Consider the following 18,928-nt stretch of genomic DNA (forward strand, 5'->3'; position numbering starts at 1 on the left):
GGGGCACAACCGGTGAACGACCTCACCAAGGGCATCCGCAAGGCCGAGATCGCGGTCAAGTGGGACCCGAGTCCGTCGGGGCAGCCGTCGACCGATCTCGACCTGGTGGCGGCGACCTATCTCACGAGTGATCCACAGGGCGAGCCCGCCTATCTGGTGCACTTCGACAAGCGCTCTCCCGACGGCACGATCACGCTCAACCGGGACAGCAAGGACGGCAAGGGCTTCGGCTGGGACGAGGTCCTGACGGTGGAGTTCGAGCGGCTGGACCCGCGCTACGGGCGGGTGGTGGTCGGGGTCGTCATCCAGCAGCGTCCGGACCGCCGGACGTTCGTCAGCGTCAGCAACCCCAGGCTCCGCATCCGTGAGGGGTACACCGATCTGGCGGCCGACGACTTCGGTGGCGTGCTCGGCGCGACGGCGGCGACGGTCGGCGATTTTCTGCGCACGGAATCGGGAACCTGGGACTTCCACCCGGGCGTTCATGGATACGAGGACGATCCCGCGACCTTCACCAGCGCCATGGGTTCCACCGCCCGCTCCTGACGACCCGCTCCGCGGCGCCCCCCACCTGCGGACCAGCGGCGCCCACCTGGGCTCTGTGCGTCTGGGTGCTCCTCGTGCACGCTGGCGAGGGATTTCTGGGAGCACGCCCGGCGCGCACCCTGCCGGAAGCACGCGCCGCGCAGGGACGCGCGGGAGGGGCGCCGACGCGATGCCGACGCCCCTCCTCACCACTCACCCCTCAGCCAACGCGCGCCGGGCACAGTGCCCGGCGCGCCGGCCCGGGGCTCAGCTGCAACCGCTGGTGGACCCGCAGCCCTCGCAGATGTAGCAGGACCCGGCCCGCTGCATCTTGGTGCCGCAGGAGAAGCACAGCGGGGCGTCGGCCTGGATGCCGAGCTGCATCTCCACCAGTTCGGCGCTGGTGTGGGCCTGCTGGGGGGCGGGCTTGGCCGCCTCGGCTCCGGCCTTCGGCGTGGCGACGGCCTTGAGCTCCTGGGCGCGCGGAGCCGACTGGGCAAGGCCCTCGACGTCGACGTCGTCGTCCAGCGGCTCGTACGAGCCCGTCTCCAGGTGGCGCTGACGCTCGTCGGCCGAGTGGATGCCGAGCGCGGAGCGCGTCTCGAACGGCAGGAAGTCCAGCGCCAGGCGGCGGAAGATGTAGTCCACGATGGACTGCGCCATGCGGACATCAGGGTCGTCCGTCATCCCGGCCGGTTCGAAGCGCATGTTGGTGAACTTCGAGACGTACGTCTCCAGGGGCACGCCGTACTGGAGACCCACCGAAACGGCGATGGAGAAGGCGTCCATCATCCCCGCGAGGGTCGAGCCCTGCTTGGACATCTTCAGGAAGACCTCGCCGAGGCCGTCGTCCGGGTAGGAGTTGGCGGTCATATAGCCCTCGGCGCCGCCGACCGTGAAGGACGTGGTGATGCCGGGGCGGCCCTTGGGGAGGCGCTTACGGACGGGGCGGTACTCGACGACCTTCTCGACCTGCGGCTCCGCGGCGGTCTGCGGGGCGGCCTTGGTCTCCGGCTCCTTCTTCTTGGCGGAGAGCGGCTGGCCGACCTTGCAGTTGTCGCGGTAGATGGCGAGGGCCTTGATGCCCATCTTCCACGCCTCGAAGTAGATCTCCTCGACCTCTTCGACGGTCGCCGACTCCGGCATGTTGACCGTCTTGGAGAGAGCGCCGGAGATCCACGGCTGGATGGCGGCCATCATGCGGACGTGGCCCATCGGCGAGATGGTGCGCTCGCCCATGGCGCAGTCGAACACCTCGTAGTGCTCCAGGCGCAGGCCGGGGGCGTCGATCACATTGCCGGTGTCGGCGATGTGGGCGACGATCGCCTCGATCTGCTCCTCCTGGTAGCCCAGGCGGCGCAGGGCCTGCGGGACGGTGCCGTTGACGATCTGCATGGAGCCGCCGCCGACCAGCTTCTTGAACTTGACCAGGGCGAGGTCGGGCTCCAGGCCGGTGGTGTCGCAGGACATCGCGAGGCCGATGGTGCCGGTCGGGGCGATGACGGATGCCTGGGCGTTACGGAAACCGTTCTTCTCGCCCAGACGCAGCACGTCCTGCCAGGCTTCCGTGGCGGCGGCCCAGATCGGCGTGTCGAGGTCGTCCGTGCGCGGGGCCGTGCCGTTGGCGTCGGCGTGCTGCTTCATGACGCGCTTGTGGGCGTCGGCGTTGCGGGCGTAGCCGTCGTAGGCGCCGACGACCGCGGCGAGCTCGGCGGAGCGGCGGTAGGCCGTGCCGGTCATCAGCGAGGTGACGGCACCGGCGAGGGCACGGCCGCCGTCGGAGTCGTAGGCGTGGCCGGTGGCCATCAGGAGGGCGCCGAGGTTGGCGTAGCCGATGCCGAGCTGGCGGAACGCGCGGGTGTTCTCGCCGATCTTCTGGGTGGGGAAGTCGGCGAAGGAGATCGAGATGTCCATCGCGGTGATGACCAGCTCGACGACCTTGGCGAAGCGCTCGGCCTCGAAGGACTGGTGGCCCTTGCCGTCGTCCTTGAGGAACTTCATCAGGTTCAGCGAGGCGAGGTTGCAGGACGTGTTGTCCAGGTGCATGTACTCGCTGCACGGGTTCGAGCCGTTGATCCGGCCCGATTCCGGGCAGGTGTGCCAGTGGTTGATGGTGTCGTCGTACTGGATACCGGGGTCGGCGCAGGCCCAGGCGGCCTCGGCCATCTTGCGGAAGAGGGCCTTGGCGTCGACCTTCTCGATGACCTCGCCGGTCATCCGGGCGCGCAGACCGAACGTCTCGCCGTGCTCGACGGCCGTCATGAACTCGTCGTTCACCCGGACCGAGTTGTTGGCGTTCTGGTACTGGACGGACGTGATGTCGTCGCCGCCAAGGTCCATGTCGAAGCCCGCGTCGCGCAGGGCGCGGATCTTCTCCTCCTCCTTGACCTTGGTCTCGATGAAGTCCTCGATGTCGGGGTGGTCGACGTCCAGGATGACCATCTTGGCGGCGCGGCGGGTGGCACCACCGGACTTGATCGTTCCTGCGGAGGCGTCGGCGCCACGCATGAAGGAGACCGGACCGGAAGCGTTGCCTCCGGAGGAGAGCAGCTCCTTGGAGGAGCGGATGCGGGAGAGGTTCAGGCCGGCGCCGGAGCCGCCCTTGAAGATCATGCCCTCTTCCTTGTACCAGTCGAGGATCGACTCCATGGAGTCGTCGACGGACAGGATGAAGCAGGCGGAGACCTGCTGCGGCTGGGGCGTGCCCACGTTGAACCACACGGGGCTGTTGAAGCTGAAGATCTGGTGCAGGAGGGCGTACGCCAGCTCGTGCTCGAAGATCTCGGCATCGGCGGGCGAGGTGAAGTACTTGTAGTCCTCACCGGCCTTCCGGTACGTCTTCACGATGCGGTCGATCAGCTGCCGGAGGCTGGTCTCGCGCTGCGGGGTCCCGACGGCACCGCGGAAGTACTTGCTGGTGACGATGTTGACCGCGTTCACCGACCAGAAGCCGGGGAACTCGACGCCGCGCTGCTCGAAATTGACCGAGCCGTCGCGCCAGTTGGTCATGACGACGTCCCGACGCTCCCATTCCACCTCGTCGTACGGGTGCACTCCGGGAGTGGTGTGGATGCGCTCGATTCGCAGTCCCTTGCTGGCCTTGGCGCCCTTGGCTCGGGAACCTCGTGCCGGACCGCTCGCCGTCTCTGTCATGCCGCCTCCCTGTACGGGCGAAAACGCCCTGAAGTGCCCCGTTGTTCCCGTGACACGATGTTCTGTCTGACATTGCGGGCATGCTGACGCCCCGCCCGCAACGGTTCTTCACATAAGCCGCCGCACATGCGGCCGGTCCCGCTGTCCGCCGCGGTCCGGTACCGGTTCTTCTCCGGTCAGTCGGCGGCGGGGACGGGCACCGGGACCTGTTTGGTCCCGCCGGGCCCGCGGTCACGCTCCTGGCCCCCCGTCACGGGGCCGTCGCCATGGTCGGCGGCCTCGCCACCCACGGTGGGGCTCCTTGTCTCCCGGAGTTCCGCGATGGCCGCCTCGAAGTCGTCGAGCGAGTCGAAGGCCCGGTAGACGGAGGCAAAGCGCATGTAGGCGACGAGATCCAGCTCCTGAAGGGGGCCGAGTATGGCCAGGCCCACGTCGTGGGTGGTCAGCTCGGCGCTCCCGGTGGCCCGCACCGCCTCTTCGACCCGCTGGCCGAGCTGGGCGAGTGCGTCCTCGGTGACAGGCCGCCCCTGGCATGCCTTGCGCACACCGTTGATGACCTTGGTACGACTGAAAGGCTCGGTGACCCCGGACCGTTTGACCACCATGAGCGAGCACGTCTCCACGGTCGTGAAACGACGGGAGCAGTCAGGGCACTGGCGGCGCCTGCGGATCGATGTGCCGTCGTCGGTCGTACGGCTGTCGACGACGCGACTGTCCGGATGCCGGCAGAAGGGGCAGTGCATGGTCTCCCAACCCTCCTCACAGCGGACTCATTGGCCTCAGGAGGCCGTCCGGACCCCTCGAAGCAGCCACCAGCATAGGCGATCGCCGAAGACCCGAGGACCCGGGGGACCACAACTTCTGGGCTGCTGATGCAATCCAACCACTAGATGTGGGGATCGGCGCACACATACGCGTCGAACCGCGTGTCGCGCACCCGCTCGGTCACCAGCATGTGACCGGATCACTCCGCACGGTCGCCGAAGACGGTCCGGCGGCCAGGCGGCGCTCCGATGGGGGCATGCGCATGACCCGATGGGGGGCATGCGCATGACACCGCCGCGCCACGGTCAGACGCCGGACATACACATGGCACCGCCCCACAGCGGTCGAACGGCGGACATACGCACGGCACACTACGCAACGGCCCGGGGGCGGACATACGCACGCCACAGAGGACACACCCGCGCCGTTCCATACCCCTGGGACGGTATGGGGAGATACCGTGGGCGCCGCAGGGAGGCCGCGTGGGACTCTCTCAGGTGGAGCCCCCTGCCCTGCCATCAGGACATCGGCTGGCAGACTGGGGCGACCCCACAAGGGCCCCGCCCCGGCGGCGAAGAGTACGACAATGAGCCCCTTTGCCCGCCGGAAGCACATCAGCCATACACCCCGAGGGAAGATCGCGTCAGACGGATCGCGAATTTTCACTCGAACGTGTGTTTGGCGCAACCTTTCGAAAGCAACTACCGTTGTCCAGCAGGGAGACCATCGAGAGGGGCCGACGTGACCACCACCGCTGACAGTGCCACCATCACCGCCCAGGACCGCTCCCAGGGCCGTCTTGAGCCGGTGCACGCGATGAACGAAGCCACGAATCCCGAGGGGCACAAGCGCTCCCTGCCGGGCCGACCTCCAGGCATCCGGGCGGACAGCTCGGGACTGACCGACCGGCAACGCCGGGTGATCGAGGTCATCCGGGACTCGGTGCAGCGCCGTGGCTACCCGCCGTCGATGCGCGAGATCGGACAGGCCGTCGGCCTGTCCAGCACCTCGTCCGTGGCACACCAGCTGATGGCACTGGAGCGCAAGGGCTTCCTGCGCCGCGACCCGCACCGTCCGCGCGCGTACGAGGTACGCGGCTCCGACCAGGCCGCGTCCGTACAGCCCACCGACACCGCGGGCAAGCCGGCCGCCTCGTACGTGCCGCTGGTCGGCCGGATCGCCGCCGGTGGCCCGATCCTCGCGGAGGAGTCGGTCGAGGACGTCTTCCCCCTCCCCCGGCAGCTCGTCGGCGACGGTGAGCTGTTCGTACTGAAGGTCGTCGGCGACTCCATGATCGAGGCCGCGATCTGTGACGGTGACTGGGTGACCGTCCGCCGCCAGCCGGTCGCCGAGAACGGGGACATCGTCGCCGCGATGCTCGACGGCGAGGCCACCGTGAAGCGCTTCAAGCGCGAGGACGGCCATGTGTGGCTGCTGCCGCACAACGCCGCGTATGAGCCGATCCCCGGCGACGACGCCACCATCCTCGGCAAGGTCGTCGCCGTACTGCGCCGCGTGTGAGCCCCGCGGTGAGCGGGCGCACCGCCCCGCTTCCCTGACCGGGCCCCGGGACCCCTGCGCCGGTTCCGGGGCCCTGTGCTGTCCGCGCCGTGGCGATCGGGGCTTTGGGGAGCGTCTCCCGGCCTTCGACCCGGCCGCCAGGACATGGCGCCTTCCGCTCGGCCCCGACCGACGTCGGGCAGGCGGGGACGGTGGCGCCGGACAGGGACTTGCGCCAGGCGGCGAGCTGCGGTGCCGTCCGGATTGAGACCGCGCGCCGATCGACCCCGTCGGCCCTCATACGCCGGTTATGCTGCCCCGCGGCCGGACCGCGGGGCAGCATAACCGGCCTCTCATCAGCGCGTTTACTCGGCCCCAGCGCTCCTACCCCGCCTCCGCCCGACTGGCCACCTCATCGATCGCGGCCAGCGATCTCCGTACCTGATTACGGTCCGTGGTGAACCAGAAGTCGGGCAGTGACGCCTTCAGATAGCTGCCATAGCGCGCCGTCGCGAGCCGCTGATCGAGTACGGCGACCACGCCCCGGTCCCCCGTGGCACGGACGAGACGACCGGCGCCCTGGGCCATCAGCAGGGCGGCATGTGTGGCGGCGACCGCCATGAAGCCATTGCCGCCCGCGTCCTCCACGGCTTTCTGGCGGGCGCTCATGAGGGGGTCGTCCGGTCGTGGGAACGGAATCTTGTCCATGACCACCAGCTGGCAGCTGGCGCCGGGCACATCCACGCCCTGCCAGAGAGAGAGCGTGCCGAAGAGGCACGTCTTCGGGTCGGCGGCGAAGTTCTTGATCAGCTCGCCGAGGGTTTCCTCGCCCTGGAGCAGGATCGGATACTCCGGGATACGGACACGGAGATCCTCCGCTGCGAGCTGCGCGGCCCGCATCGAGGAGAACAAGCCGAGCGTTCGTCCGCCGGCGGCCTGGATCAGCTCCGTCAGCTCGTCCAGCATGTCGGCCCGGTCGCCGTCCCGCGCGGGGCGTGACAGATGCTTCGCGACATACAGGATGCCCTGCTTGCGATAGTCGAAGGGCGAACCGACATCGAGGCCCTTCCACTGCGGGAGGTCGTCGCCCTCGGTGCCCTCCGGACCGAGCCCCAAGGAGGCTCCCACACCGTTGAAGTCGCCGCCGAGCTTCAGCGTGGCGGACGTGAGGATCACCGAACGGTCCGAGAAGAGCTTCTCGCGCAGCAGACCCGAGACGGACATGGGAGCGACGCGCAGGGACGCTCCGAAGCGGTCGTGCCGCTCGTACCAGACGACGTCCCACTCGGAGCCGTTGACCACCCGCTCCGCCACGTCATGGACGCTCTCCAGCGCCGCCAGGGCCTGCTTACGGACCGCGTCCTCGTCCTGGACGGACTTGTCGCGCGTGGCGCCGATCGCGGAGATCACCGTACGGCAGGCGTCGCGCAGGGCCATGAGCGCGTACGCGAGATCTTCCGGAATCTCCTCCAGGCGACCCGGCAGAGCCAGCTCCATGAGGCGCTCGAAGCCCTCTGCGGCCGTCTGGAGCTGGTCGGCGGCCTTCTCGTTGGCGAGTTTGGCGGCGCGGCGCACCGCGCGGTTGACCTGTCCCGGGGTCAGCTCGCCGGTGGCGACGCCGGTCACCCGCGAGACCAGTTCATGCGCCTCGTCGACGATCAGCACCTCGTGCTGCGGCAGGACCGGGGCTCCCTCGATCGCGTCGATGGCCAGCAGCGCGTGGTTGGTGACGACGACCTCCGCCAACTTGGCCCGCTCACGGGCCATCTCGGCGAAGCACTCGGCGCCGTAGGCGCACTTGGTCGCACCCAGGCACTCGCGTGAGGAGACCGACACCTGTGACCAGGCGCGATCGGACACACCCGGGGTCAGATCGTCCCGGTCGCCGCTCTCCGTGCCGTCCGCCCAGTCACGCAGACGCAGCAGGTCCTGACCCAGTTTGCTGGTCGGGGCCGCCGCCTCGAACTGGTCGAACAGCCCCTCCTCCTCGTCCTGCGGCATGCCCTCACGGAGCCGGTGCAGACAGAGGTAGTTCGACCGGCCCTTCAGCATCGCGAACTCGGGACGACGACGCAGCAGGGGATGCAGTGCGTCCACGGTGCGCGGCAGGTCGCGTTCGACCAGCTGGCGTTGCAGGGCGAGGGTCGCGGTCGCGACGACGACTCTCTCCCCGTGGGCGAGCGCGGGCACGAGATAGCCGAGGGACTTTCCGGTGCCTGTGCCGGCCTGGACCAGCAGGTGCGAGCCGTCGTCGATGACGTCCGCGACGGCTTCGGCCATGGACGCCTGACCAGGGCGCTCCGTGCCGCCGACGGCTGTGACGGCGGCGTTCAGGAGATCGGGGAGGGAGGGCTTTGTCATAGGGCGACCACCCTACGGCTCGGGACTGACAAAAGGGTGACGACGGGGGATGGCGAGGGGGCGGGAAGGGGGTGGGGTACGGGGGGCAGGTGAGCGGTGAGGGCGGGTGATGGGGGTGAGGTGCGGCGGGGAGGCGAGGGGAAGGATGCGGGCCCGTGGGCAGGGGCGATGGCGGGCGAGGAAACGGTGCGGGTGGACGGGAACCGAATCCCGGCGAGCGGTGTACTAAAAGTGATGACGATGTGGCGCAGCGCTACAGCAGATTGCATAGGGAACGGTGGCGGATCATGAGTGCCGCTTGCATGCCAGGGACAGGAGACCTGTGCAGGGGAGTCCGCGACCATCGCCGCTCAACTGCTTGCGCGGATGGCCCCGGACACGTATGCGGGGCCGGACAGTTCCCAGAAGGCCGCGGCTGCGGGGGCGTTCGTCCCGCGACTGATTGGGGAGTGGTCCCGAGCCAGCCGGACGGGAACTAGGCGGGGGTCGTCTCGCTGGTCAGGGTGCCTGTGGCCGAACCGTTGCCGATCCGTCGGAAGTCCCCCACAGCCACGGCATAGTGTGGGGGGCCGTTCCCAAGGGCCGGGCGGTCGGGGCGTGGAGTTCCGTGGGGGCTTTGTCGAGGTCACCGCCGTGGGCCGAAATCCGTTCATATCAGGGGGAGTAAGACCATGCGATCCATGTCATCCATGCGATCCGTTCGGTCGTCGTTCATAGCTCGTCGGAGGGGTGGTACGCGGCATAGATCGTCGCGGGTGCTGGCCGCGGTGGCGCTGGTGTCGGCGCTCGGGCTGACGGCTACGGCGTGCGGCGGGTCGGGGGAGCCGTCGGCGGAGGACGCCGCGTCGGCCACGGCGGCGGCCGGGGACGACAAGATCCAGATTCCGGACGACATCAAGGACCGGCTCAAGGACTACGGGATCGACCTGGACTCGTGGCGGGACGGGGAGTGGAAGAACTGGAACAAGGACGACTGGCTGCGTGAGGCGGACGAGTTCATCAACCCGATCATCGAGGGGCTGTGGGACCCGGATCGGATGCGGGACGCTGAGGAGCCGGACCAGGGCGTCGAGGAGAACGACATCTCCGGTGACCAGGGGGTGACCGACCCGACTCCGGAGCCGGTGGAGGCGCAGGCGGTGTCGGCGCAGTACCACGACAGTGTGCCGGAGGCGGGCAAGCTGCTCTTCGACTCCCCTGAGGGCACGATGGTCTGTTCGGCGACGGTGGTGCAGGACCCGGCGAACCCGGGCAAGTCCAACATGGTCTGGACGGCGGGGCACTGTGTGCACGCCGGAAAGAGCGGGGGTTGGTACCGGAACATCGCGTTCGTGCCGTCGTACAACGACTCGGCGATGACGGCCGAGGACTTGCAGACCGCCTCCGAGGAGGAGGTCGCTCCGTACGGGGTCTGGTGGGCGGACTGGGTGCAGACCTCGGACCAGTGGCTCGAGCAGGGTGGGCCGACCGGTGGTGACGGTGCGGCGTACGACTTCGCGGTGATCCATGTGACGCCCGAGGAGGGTCCCGGAGGGAAGTCGCTGGAGGAGACCGTGGGGGCGGCGCTTCCGGTGGACTTCAACGCTCCGGCGGTGCCGGAGATGGAGAGCATGACGGCGACGGGCTACCCGGCGGCGCCGCCGTTCGACGGGCAGGCGCTGTATCAGTGCGAGGACAAGCCGGGGAGGCTGTCGATCGCCGAGACGGACCCGACGATGTATCGGATCGGGTGCACGATGACGGGTGGTTCGTCGGGCGGTGGCTGGGTGGCGACCGGTTCCGGTGGTGAGCCCGCGCTGGTCTCCAACACGTCGATCGGGCCGGTGACCGCCGGGTGGCTGGCCGGACCGCGGTTGGGGGACGAGGCCAAGGGTGTGTTCGACGCGGTGAGTGAGAAGTTCGCCGGTCAGTAGCGGTGTCGTAGGACCGCGGTAGGAGTGGCATAGCTGTGGCTGTCGTGTTGTGCGCGGCAGCCACGCTTTCTTTGAATCCGCTGGGCGATCCAGCGATCGGCCACGGGTCCGTGAGGTGCCAAGGGGCTTGCCCCGGAGAAGTGGAAGGCCCGTCCCCTGTGTGACGCAAATCCAGGGGGCGGGCCTTCGTGGTGGTTGGTCGGCCGGTCAGGCGGTCGGGGTCGGGAGGTACGGAGCCAGGTCGGCTGCGAGTTCCTCGTGGACGCGGACCTTCAGCAGGGTGCCGTCGGCCGTGTGCTCCTCGGAGAGGACCTCGCCCTCGTCATGGGCGCGGGCGACCAGCTTGCCGTGGGTGTACGGCACCAGGGCCTCGATCTCGACCGAGGGACGCGGCAGCTCGTTGTCGATCAGGGCGAGCAGCTCGGCGATGCCCTCGCCCGTGCGGGCGGAGACCGGGAGTGCGCGCTTCTCGATGAGGAGCAGGCGCTGGAGGACCAGCGGGTCAGCGGCGTCGGCCTTGTTGATCACGACGATCTCGGGTACGCCGGTGGCGCCGACGTCCCTGATCACCTCGCGTACGGCGGCGAGCTGCTCCTCGGGGACCGGGTGCGAGCCGTCGACCACATGGAGGATCAGATCGGCGTCGCCGACCTCCTCCATGGTGGAGCGGAATGCCTCGACCAGGTGGTGGGGCAGATGCCGGACGAAGCCGACGGTGTCGGCGAGGGTGTAGTGCCGGCCGCTCGGGGTCTCGGCCCGGCGCACGGTCGGGTCGAGGGTCGCGAACAGGGCGTTCTCGACCAGGACGCCCGCGCCGGTGAGACGGTTGAGCAGGGACGACTTGCCCGCGTTGGTGTATCCGGCGATGGCGACCGAGGGCACCTTGTTGCGGCGGCGCTCCTGGCGCTTGATGTCGCGCCCGGTCTTCATCTCCGCGATCTCCCGGCGCATCTTCGCCATCTTCTCGCGGATACGGCGCCGGTCCGTCTCGATCTTGGTCTCACCGGGACCACGGGTGGCGAGGCCGCCGCCCTTGCCGCCGCCCATCTGACGGGACAGGGACTGACCCCAGCCCCGGAGCCGGGGCAGCATGTACTGCATCTGCGCGAGCGAGACCTGTGCCTTGCCCTCTCGGGACTTGGCGTGCTGGGCGAAGATGTCCAGGATCAGGGCCGTACGGTCGATGACCTTGACCTTCACGACGTCTTCGAGGTGAATCAGCTGGCCGGGGCTCAGCTCACCGTCGCAGACGACCGTGTCGGCGCCCGATTCGAGGACGACGTCCCGCAGTTCCTCGGCCTTGCCGGAGCCGATGTATGTGGCGGCGTCGGGCTTGTCTCGGCGCTGGATCACGCCGTCGAGGACGACCGCGCCCGCGGTCTCCGCGAGGGCGGCCAGCTCCGCGAGGGAGTTCTCCGCGTCGGAGAGGGTGCCCGAGGTCCAGACGCCGACGAGGACGACCCGCTCCAGGCGGAGCTGGCGGTACTCGACCTCGGTGACGTCCTCCAGCTCGGTGGAGAGGCCCACCACGCGGCGGAGGGCGGCGCGGTCGGAACGCTCCTGCTGGTCACCGTCACGCTCGCTGTCGATCTCGTGGCTCCAGGCGACGTCCTCTTCCATCAGGGCATCGGCCCGAAGACCGTCGGAGTAGCCGTGCGCGAGGCGCTGGGTGTCCTGGGAAGGGGAAGAAGAGGAGGTCATTTGATCCTTACGTCGATACGTCGATGGGATGGCGGTGGACGACGACGGGGCGGAGGCGGGGGCTGCGGAACCTGTCCCGTCAAGGCGTTCAACGCATGAGACCCTCGGGAGATTCCCGTGGCCAGGGCGTTTTACTCCGGTGACAACGTGAATCTGGTGGCCCGGATGGCTCCAACGGTTCTGATGCCTCCGTTGACTCAGATGACTCCGTTGAATTCCGTGGAACACACCGTGTCGTCGACCTGACGATGGTCTCACGGGGCGCCTCAGCTCGTCACTGAGTTATCCGGCGGTCGGCGCGGGGCAGGTGTGCGTGATGCCCCGGTGACGGTCCGCTGCCGCGCGGACCGGCTTTCGCGACCCAGGGCGGGCCGCCCGCCGCCTCACTTCGCCTTCGGCGTCGGCGGTGCCTGCGGCTTCCAGTCCGGGTGGCCCGGCATCGGTGGGGTCTTCTCGCCGTAGAGCCAGGGCTGGAAGAAGCCGTCCAGGTCGCGGCCCGCGATGCTGGAGGCCAGATCGATGAAGTCGCGGGTGCCCGCCACACCGTCCTGGTGCTGGGCGACCCAGGAGCGTTCCAGGCGGTCGAAGGCGGGGGTGCCGATCTCCTGGCGCAGGGCGTAGAGGACCAGCGCGGAGCCGTCGTAGACGTTGGGGCGGAAGATGCCGATCTTGTCGCCGTGGGCGGGCACCTTGGGGGCGGCGGGCGGGCCGCCGGTGGCGCGCCAGCGGTCGGAGGCGCTGTAGGCGGCCTTCATCCGGGCCTGGAGGGTGCGGCCCGCGCGCTCCTCGGCGTACCTGGCCTCGTACCAGGTGGCGTGCCCCTCGTTGAGCCACAGGTCGGACCACACGCGGGGGGAGACGCTGTCGCCGAACCACTGGTGGGCCAGCTCATGGACCATGATCGAGTCGACGTACCACTCGGGGTAGGCGGGCTCCATGAAGAGGCCGCGTTCGAAGAGGGAGAGGGTCTGGGTCTCCAGCTCGAAGCCCGTGGAGGCGTCGGCCATGAGCAGGCCGTATGTCTCGAACGGGTAGGGGCCGACCTTGTCCTCCATCCAGGAGATCTGTGCGGGTGTCTTCTCCAGCCAGGGTTCGAGCTGGTCGCGGTACTGGGTGGGGACCACGTCGCGGATGGGCAGGTCATGTGGGCCGGTGCGGCGCAGGACGGTGGAGCGGCCGATGGAGACCTGGGCGAGTTCCGTGGCCATGGGATGGCGGGTGCGATAGGTCCGGGTGAGGGTGTCGCCCTCGCGGTCGACGCCGGCGGGCAGGCCGTTCGCGACCGCGGTGTAGCCGTTCGGGGTGGTCACGCGGATGGTGAACAGGGCCTTGTCGGAGGGGTGGTCGTTGCAGGGGAAGACCGTGTGGGCGACATCGGCCTGGTTGGCCATGGCGAGCCCGTCCGTGGTGCGCACCCAGCCGCCGTCACGGTCGGGGTCGGGGGTGGGGTCGCTGGTGTGGCGTACGGTGATCCGGGTCCACTCCCCCGCGCCGAGCCGGTCCTCCGGGGTGATCACCAGGTCCTCGTCCACGCTGGTGAAGGCGGCCGGGACGCCCCCGACGGTGACCGACTCGACCTCGCCGTGGGTGAAGTCCAGGTTGACGGTGTCGAGCGCCGTCGTCGTCCAGGCGTCGATCGTGGTGACGGCCTTCAGGGGCTCGCTGTTGCTGCCGCCGTAGGTGAAGGACAGGTCGTACGACGCCACGTCGTATCCCGGGTTGCCCAGGTACGGGAAGAGCCGGTCACCGACGCCCAGGGGGGCCGCCGGGGCGCTCGCCGCGACCAGACATACGGAGACGGCCGACGCCAGCAGGGCGGGCGTCAGGCGGCGGGAGGTGCGGGACGGGCGGGCGGTACGGGATCTGTGCGGCATGGACCACGGCTACCAGCCGGGTGGGCGCGCGCCGGGGAGGACGCGCGCCGGGCCCACTCGAACGGGGGTGCCTGTGCGGGGCCGCCACCCTGGGGGCCGTCTCCCCCGGAACCGGCCCCGTATGAGCCGCTCTCAGGGGGCCGTCTCGGCGTGTCGCGCCCGGTTCACATCGAACACGCCCGGCACATTGCGCATCGCGCGCATGAGGGCGGGCAGTTGGGATGCGTCGGGGAGCTGGACGGTGTAGGTGTGGCGGACGCGCTGCTGGCTGGGCGGCTCGACGATGGCGGAGACGATCTCGGCGCCCTCCAGTGCCATCGCCTCGGTGAGGTCGGCCAGCAGATGCGGACGGACGAACGACTCGGCGACGAGCGTCACCCGGCATTCGCTCGACTCGCCCCAGCGCACCGCGATCTCGGCGCGCCCGGCGCTCTTCATCCGGGCCACCGCGGCGCACTCCGCGCGGTGCACGGTGACCACTCCCCCGCGCACGGCGAAGCCCGTGACCGCGTCGGGCGGTACGGGTGTGCAGCACCCGGCGAGCCGTACGCTCCCGCCCGGCGGGTCGAGGACGACGTCGGCGCCCGGACGGGGACCGCCGAGAGCGGTTGCAGGGGCGGTCCCGCGGCTCGCCGGCTCTGTGCCGGTACCGCTCCCCGCCGGTTCGGCCGCCTCCTCGCTGTCCCTGGGGCCGTCCGCGCGGTCCCCCGGTGTGGGGTGGGTGGCCAGCCAGCGCTGGATGGCGATCCGCGCGGCGGGGGTGTGGGCGTGGTCGAGCCACTCACGGGACGGCTCGGAGGCGGGGTCCTGGCCCATGAGGAGCTGGACCGTGTCACCGTCCTTGAGGACCGTGCTCAGCGTCGCGAGGCGTCCGTTGACACGGGCCCCGATGCAGGCGTGCGCGTCCTCGCCGTACTGCGCGTAGGCGGCGTCCACACAGGTGGCGCCCTCGGGCAGGCCGAGGGTGCCGCCGTCGGGGCGGAAGACGGTGATCTCCCGGTCCTGGGCGAGGTCCTCGCGCAGGGTGGACCAGAACGTGTCGGGGTCGGGTGCGGCGCGCTGCCAGTCCAGGAGCCGGGAGAGCCAGCCGGGGCGGGTGGGGTCGATCCGCTCGCCCTCGGCCGGTGACTCCTCGGTACCGGGCGCATAGGGGTTGCCCAGCGCGACGACCCCCGCCTCGGCGACCTGGTGCATCTGGTGGGTACGGATGAGGACTTCGACGACCTGGCCGTCGGGGCGGGCGACGGCGGTGTGCAGCGACTGGTACAGGTTGAACTTCGGTACGGCGATGAAGTCCTTGAACTCGGACACCACCGGCGTCATACAGGTGTGGAGTTCGCCGAGGACGGCGTAACAGTCGGCGTCCTCGGCGACCAGCACCAGGACCCGGCCGAAGTCGGCGCCGCGCAGTTGGCCGCGTTTGCGGGAGACGCGGTGCACGGAGACGAAGTGGCGGGGCCGGACGAGGACTTCGGCGCTGATGTCGGCGTCCTGGAGCACCGCGCGGACGTCGGTCACGACGTCGGACAGCGGGTCGGTGGCGCGGGCCGCGTTCTCACCGATCAGCGCGCGCGTGTGGTCGTACTCCTCGGGGTGCAGGATCGCGAAGACCATGTCCTCCAGCTCGGTCTTGAGGGCCTGGACGCCGAGGCGTTCGGCGAGCGGGATGAGGACGTCACGGGTGACCTTGGCGATGCGGGCCTGTTTCTCGGGGCGCATCACCCCGAGGGTGCGCATGTTGTGCAGCCGGTCGGCGAGTTTGATCGACATCACCCGGACGTCGTTGCCGGTGGCGACCAGCATCTTGCGGAAGGTCTCGGGCTCGGCGGCGGCGCCGTAGTCCACCTTCTCCAGCTTGGTGACGCCGTCGACCAGGTAGCGCACCTCCTCGCCGAACTCGGCGCCGACCTGCGTGAGCGTCACGTCCGTGTCCTCGACGGTGTCGTGGAGCAGGGAGGCGGTCAACGTGGTGGTCTCGGCGCCGAGTTCGGCGAGGATCAGGGTCACGGCGAGGGGGTGCGTGATGTACGGCTCGCCGCTCTTGCGCATCTGGCCGCGGTGTGAGGACTCGGCCAGGACGTAGGCGCGGCGCAGGGGTTCGAGGTCGGCGTCGGGATGGTGGGCGCGGTGGGTGTCCACGACGTGGCCGATCGCGTCCGGCAGCCGGTCGCGGGCGGGGGCGCCCAGCAGCGCGACCCGGCCGAGACGGCGCAGGTCGAGACGGGGGCGGGCCTTGCGGCGGGCGGCCGGGGTGGCCGCGGGGCCGTGCACGGGGTCCGTGACCGGGCCTGGGGTCGCGGGGTTCGTGGCCTCCGCACTCATGGGCACCTCCGGCTGCGTCGACCGGCGGACGGGATGCCCCAGGACGGGCACGGGCTCGGCGGGTGACGACCGTCCCCCGTCCGGACCGGTGCTTGATGCTACCGAGCCCACCACGCCCGGTTGACCGCCTCCCGCCGAGCGTGAAACGGATCACCCATTCGAGCGACCGTCCGGAGGTTTGGACCGGGGGTTGACCGTGCGTCATCCGAATGGCCCTGAACGGTCGTTCGAGCGGCCGTGGCCTCGGCTGATGCCGTGTCACGTGCTCCGCGTCGCCGTCGGACCCGTTGTCAGTGGCGTGTGCGAGTCTGGAATCAGCTCGCCCCACGAGAAATTCTGCGGCCCCGGCCACTCACCCCGCAGAGCAGCCCCGAAATCCCGGACGAAGACAGGAAGGAGCGTCTCAGCCCCGTACTCCCGCCAGCCACTCCCCGTCGATCTCCCCCTCCGCCACGATGACCGCCGGACCGGTCATCTCGATCTCACCGTCCGGGCGTTCGGTGATCAGCAGCCGTCCGCCGGGCAGGTCCACGGTGTAGGTCACGGGTGTCCCGGTGGCCACCGGATCGGCACCGTCGCGGCGCGCCGCCGCCACCGCGACCGCGCAGGCACCGGTGCCGCAGGAGCGGGTCTCGCCCGAACCGCGCTCGTGCACCCGCATCGCCACATGGCGCGGGCCGCGATCCACGACGAATTCCACGTTGACGCCGTCCGGGTAGGTACCGGCCGGACTGAAAGGAGGTGCGGTGAGCAGATCACCGGCATGGTCGAGGTCGGCGACGAAGGCCACGGCGTGCGGGTTGCCCATGTTCACGTTCCGCGCGGGCCAGCTCCGCCCGCCGACGCTCACGGTGACCTCGCCCTCGGGGAGCCGGGCGGCGCCCATGCCGACGGTGATGTCACCGTCCTTGGCGAGGTGCACCCGCTTGACACCGCCGCGGGTGGCGATGACGAGATCACCCTCCGTGATCTCCCCCGCGCGCTGGAGATAGCGGGCGAAGACCCGGACGCCGTTGCCGCACATCTCGGCGACCGACCCGTCGGCGTTGCGGTAGTCCATGAACCACTCCGCCACGTCCGCCATCGCCCTGGCTTCCGGGTGGGCGGCGGAGCGCACCACGTGCAGCACTCCGTCACCGCCGATGCCGGCGCGGCGGTCGCACAGGGCGGCGACGACGGCGGGGGGCAGGTCGACGGCGTTCTCGGGGTCCGGGACGATCACGAAGTCGTTCTCGGTGCCGTGACCCTTGAGGAAGGCGATCCGCGTGCTCATTCCTCGATCGTACGGGGTGTTCCCGGACGGGTCGGGTGGCGTGTCGGGGGGCGGGGGTGGTGGGGCGTACGGGGTGCCGGGTCCAGCGGGTTGGTGCGGCGCTGGTGCCGTGCTGGTGGGAGCCACCACCAGCACGCCGGGGCGGGGTCGGTCCTAGGAACGCGGCGGGAGAGCAGGTCTGGGAGGGGGAAGCCGGAGTCGTCGGGGGAATGCAGCCGGGGTCGCTGGGGAGACCGGTCCGGGGTCGATCCGGGGCGGGGAGCCGGGCGCGCCGGGGATGGAGCGAAGGCGGTGCGGCGCGGAGGGGGCGGCGGGGTGTGGAGGAGGGGAAAGCCCCGTGGAAAGGGCGGGAGGACGACGCCCTGGACAGGAAGGGGCTGCGGGCGGGCCCCGAAGGGGGAGCCCCGTGCAGGGGACGGGGCGACGACGCCCTGGACACGACGGGGCTGCGGGCGGGCGCCGAAGGGGGAGCCCGTGCAGGGGACGGGGCTGCGGGCGCTGAAGGGGGAGCCCCGTGCAAGGGACGGGGCGACCACGCCCCGGACACGACGGGGCTGCGGGCGGGCGCCGAAGGGGGAGCCCGTGCAGGGGACGGGGCTGCGGGCGCTGAAGGGGGAGCCCCGTGCAAGAGACGGGGCGACCACGCCACGGACACGAAGGGGCTGCGGGCGCCGAAGGGGGAGTCCGGAGCGAGGGACGGGAGGATGAAGCTCTGGACAGAAAGGGGCCGTGGGGCGCGGAGGGAGGAGTCCCGCAGAAGGCACGGGAGGAACAAGCCCTGGACGCGAAGGGGCCACGGGACGTGGAAAGGGGGAGTCCCCCGCAGAACACGGGGACGTGAAGCGGAGCGTCCCGCGGAGAACACGGGGACGTGAAGGGGAACGTCCCGGGGGGAACACGGGCGGAACGAGCCCTGGAAAGGAAGGAGGAAGGAACGGAAGGGGCCGGGACACGGCCTGGTCGCGCGGTGTCAGCGCAGGCGTGCCACGCGCCACACCGCCAGGACCACCACCGCGGCGACGACCACCGCGTACAGCGCCACGATCCGCCAGTCCGTGCGTCGGCCGGGGTCGCGGGGGGACAGGCCGGGCCAGGAGTAGCCGACGCGGCGGGCGGCCATCATGCCCCAGCCGGCCGCGCACGAGCAGATCAGCAGGCCCAGCATCGCGATCACGGCGCCGCTGTCACCGAAGTCGAAGGCGAGCGGGAAGGCGAACATCAGGGAGCCGAGCGCGGCCAGGCCGACGATGGGGGCGAGCTGCCAGATCCGCAGCCGACGCTGGGGGCGCAGTTCCACCTCGACCTCGGGGCCGCCCGCGAACATCTCCTCGGGCTCGGGGCCGTCCTGGCTCACGCCGTCTTCGGCGGTCTCATCGGGCCCGTCGGGGCTCAGGCCGAGCGGGGGACGGTGATCGTCCGCTTCCGGCCGAGGGGCGTCGGCGGTGACGGGTTCGGTGTCTTGTGCGGTGTCGCGAGGGCCGGCCTCCATCGCCACGCGCCCTCCCAACTCGGACTCCACTGGTCGATCGAAGCTCGATGAT

Annotated in this window: 11 protein-coding genes; 3 read left to right on the forward strand and 8 right to left on the reverse strand. The window is 70.2% G+C overall.

The window, feature by feature from the left end; all coding sequences use genetic code 11:
* Positions 1-12 precede the first annotated feature (12 nt).
* Entirely contained in the window at positions 13-546 is a 534-nt protein-coding gene (locus AB0D49_RS01930) for a TerD family protein (RefSeq protein WP_362749097.1), read from the forward strand.
* Between the two features lie 246 nt (positions 547-792).
* Here AB0D49_RS01930 and AB0D49_RS01935 read toward each other — a convergent pair whose 3' ends face one another.
* Positions 793-3,678, reverse strand: a complete 2,886-nt coding sequence (locus AB0D49_RS01935; protein ID WP_362749099.1) for a vitamin B12-dependent ribonucleotide reductase — start codon at positions 3,676-3,678, stop codon at positions 793-795.
* A gap of 176 nt (positions 3,679-3,854) precedes the next feature.
* The gene (gene nrdR / locus AB0D49_RS01940; RefSeq protein ID WP_362749102.1) at positions 3,855-4,421 is read right to left on the reverse strand and encodes a transcriptional regulator NrdR; all 567 of its coding nucleotides are present in this window, start codon (positions 4,419-4,421) and stop codon (positions 3,855-3,857) included.
* 763 nt (positions 4,422-5,184) lie between these two features.
* On the opposite strand from nrdR, the gene lexA reads away from it, so the two are divergent.
* The gene (gene lexA, locus AB0D49_RS01945; protein WP_171145262.1) at positions 5,185-5,964 is read left to right on the forward strand and encodes a transcriptional repressor LexA; all 780 of its coding nucleotides are present in this window, start codon (positions 5,185-5,187) and stop codon (positions 5,962-5,964) included.
* Between the two features lie 363 nt (positions 5,965-6,327).
* Here lexA and AB0D49_RS01950 read toward each other — a convergent pair whose 3' ends face one another.
* The gene (locus AB0D49_RS01950; protein WP_362749106.1) at positions 6,328-8,304 is read right to left on the reverse strand and encodes an ATP-dependent DNA helicase; all 1,977 of its coding nucleotides are present in this window, start codon (positions 8,302-8,304) and stop codon (positions 6,328-6,330) included.
* A 689-nt stretch (positions 8,305-8,993) separates the two neighbouring features.
* On the opposite strand from AB0D49_RS01950, the gene AB0D49_RS01955 reads away from it, so the two are divergent.
* On the forward strand, positions 8,994-10,217 hold the full coding sequence (locus AB0D49_RS01955) for a hypothetical protein (RefSeq protein ID WP_362749325.1): 1,224 nt from the start codon (positions 8,994-8,996) through the stop codon (positions 10,215-10,217).
* A gap of 207 nt (positions 10,218-10,424) precedes the next feature.
* Here the strand turns inward: AB0D49_RS01955 and hflX are convergent, their stop codons facing one another.
* From hflX to AB0D49_RS01980, 5 genes are all read right to left on the reverse strand, one after another.
* Positions 10,425-11,918, reverse strand: coding sequence for a GTPase HflX (hflX, locus tag AB0D49_RS01960; RefSeq protein ID WP_362749109.1), 1,494 nt, complete (start codon positions 11,916-11,918; stop codon positions 10,425-10,427).
* 383 nt (positions 11,919-12,301) lie between these two features.
* Positions 12,302-13,792 (reverse strand): M1 family metallopeptidase, encoded by a 1,491-nt coding sequence (locus AB0D49_RS01965; protein WP_362749112.1) that lies wholly within the window; start codon positions 13,790-13,792, stop codon positions 12,302-12,304.
* A gap of 132 nt (positions 13,793-13,924) precedes the next feature.
* Positions 13,925-16,114: an HD domain-containing protein gene (locus AB0D49_RS01970; protein WP_362749115.1), complete on the reverse strand. Its 2,190-nt coding sequence runs from the start codon at positions 16,112-16,114 to the stop codon at positions 13,925-13,927.
* 403 nt (positions 16,115-16,517) lie between these two features.
* Positions 16,518-17,387 carry a diaminopimelate epimerase gene (gene dapF, locus AB0D49_RS01975; protein ID WP_362749118.1) on the reverse strand — a complete coding sequence of 290 codons (870 nt, stop codon included), beginning with the start codon at positions 17,385-17,387 and terminating at the stop codon, positions 16,518-16,520.
* A gap of 970 nt (positions 17,388-18,357) precedes the next feature.
* A complete protein-coding gene (locus tag AB0D49_RS01980; RefSeq protein ID WP_362749121.1) occupies positions 18,358-18,876 on the reverse strand; it encodes a hypothetical protein in 519 nt (172 codons plus the stop codon).
* Positions 18,877-18,928 lie beyond the last annotated feature (52 nt).

This window comes from Streptomyces sp. NPDC048290, assembly GCF_040652095.1.
Lineage (GTDB): Bacteria > Actinomycetota > Actinomycetes > Streptomycetales > Streptomycetaceae > Streptomyces.

Excerpts from the sequence above, each read along its gene's own strand:
- AB0D49_RS01955 (WP_362749325.1), top strand. The coding sequence starts at position 8,994 with ATGCGATCCGTTCGGTCGTCGTTCATAGCTCGTCGGAGGGGTGGTACG.
- hflX (WP_362749109.1), bottom strand. The coding sequence starts at position 11,918 with ATGACCTCCTCTTCTTCCCCTTCCCAGGACACCCAGCGCCTCGCGCAC.
- AB0D49_RS01950 (WP_362749106.1), bottom strand. The coding sequence starts at position 8,304 with ATGACAAAGCCCTCCCTCCCCGATCTCCTGAACGCCGCCGTCACAGCC.
- AB0D49_RS01980 (WP_362749121.1), bottom strand. The coding sequence starts at position 18,876 with ATGGAGGCCGGCCCTCGCGACACCGCACAAGACACCGAACCCGTCACC.
- dapF (WP_362749118.1), bottom strand. The coding sequence starts at position 17,387 with ATGAGCACGCGGATCGCCTTCCTCAAGGGTCACGGCACCGAGAACGAC.
- nrdR (WP_362749102.1), bottom strand. The coding sequence starts at position 4,421 with ATGCACTGCCCCTTCTGCCGGCATCCGGACAGTCGCGTCGTCGACAGC.
- AB0D49_RS01965 (WP_362749112.1), bottom strand. The coding sequence starts at position 13,792 with ATGCCGCACAGATCCCGTACCGCCCGCCCGTCCCGCACCTCCCGCCGC.
- AB0D49_RS01970 (WP_362749115.1), bottom strand. The coding sequence starts at position 16,114 with ATGAGTGCGGAGGCCACGAACCCCGCGACCCCAGGCCCGGTCACGGAC.
- AB0D49_RS01935 (WP_362749099.1), bottom strand. The coding sequence starts at position 3,678 with ATGACAGAGACGGCGAGCGGTCCGGCACGAGGTTCCCGAGCCAAGGGC.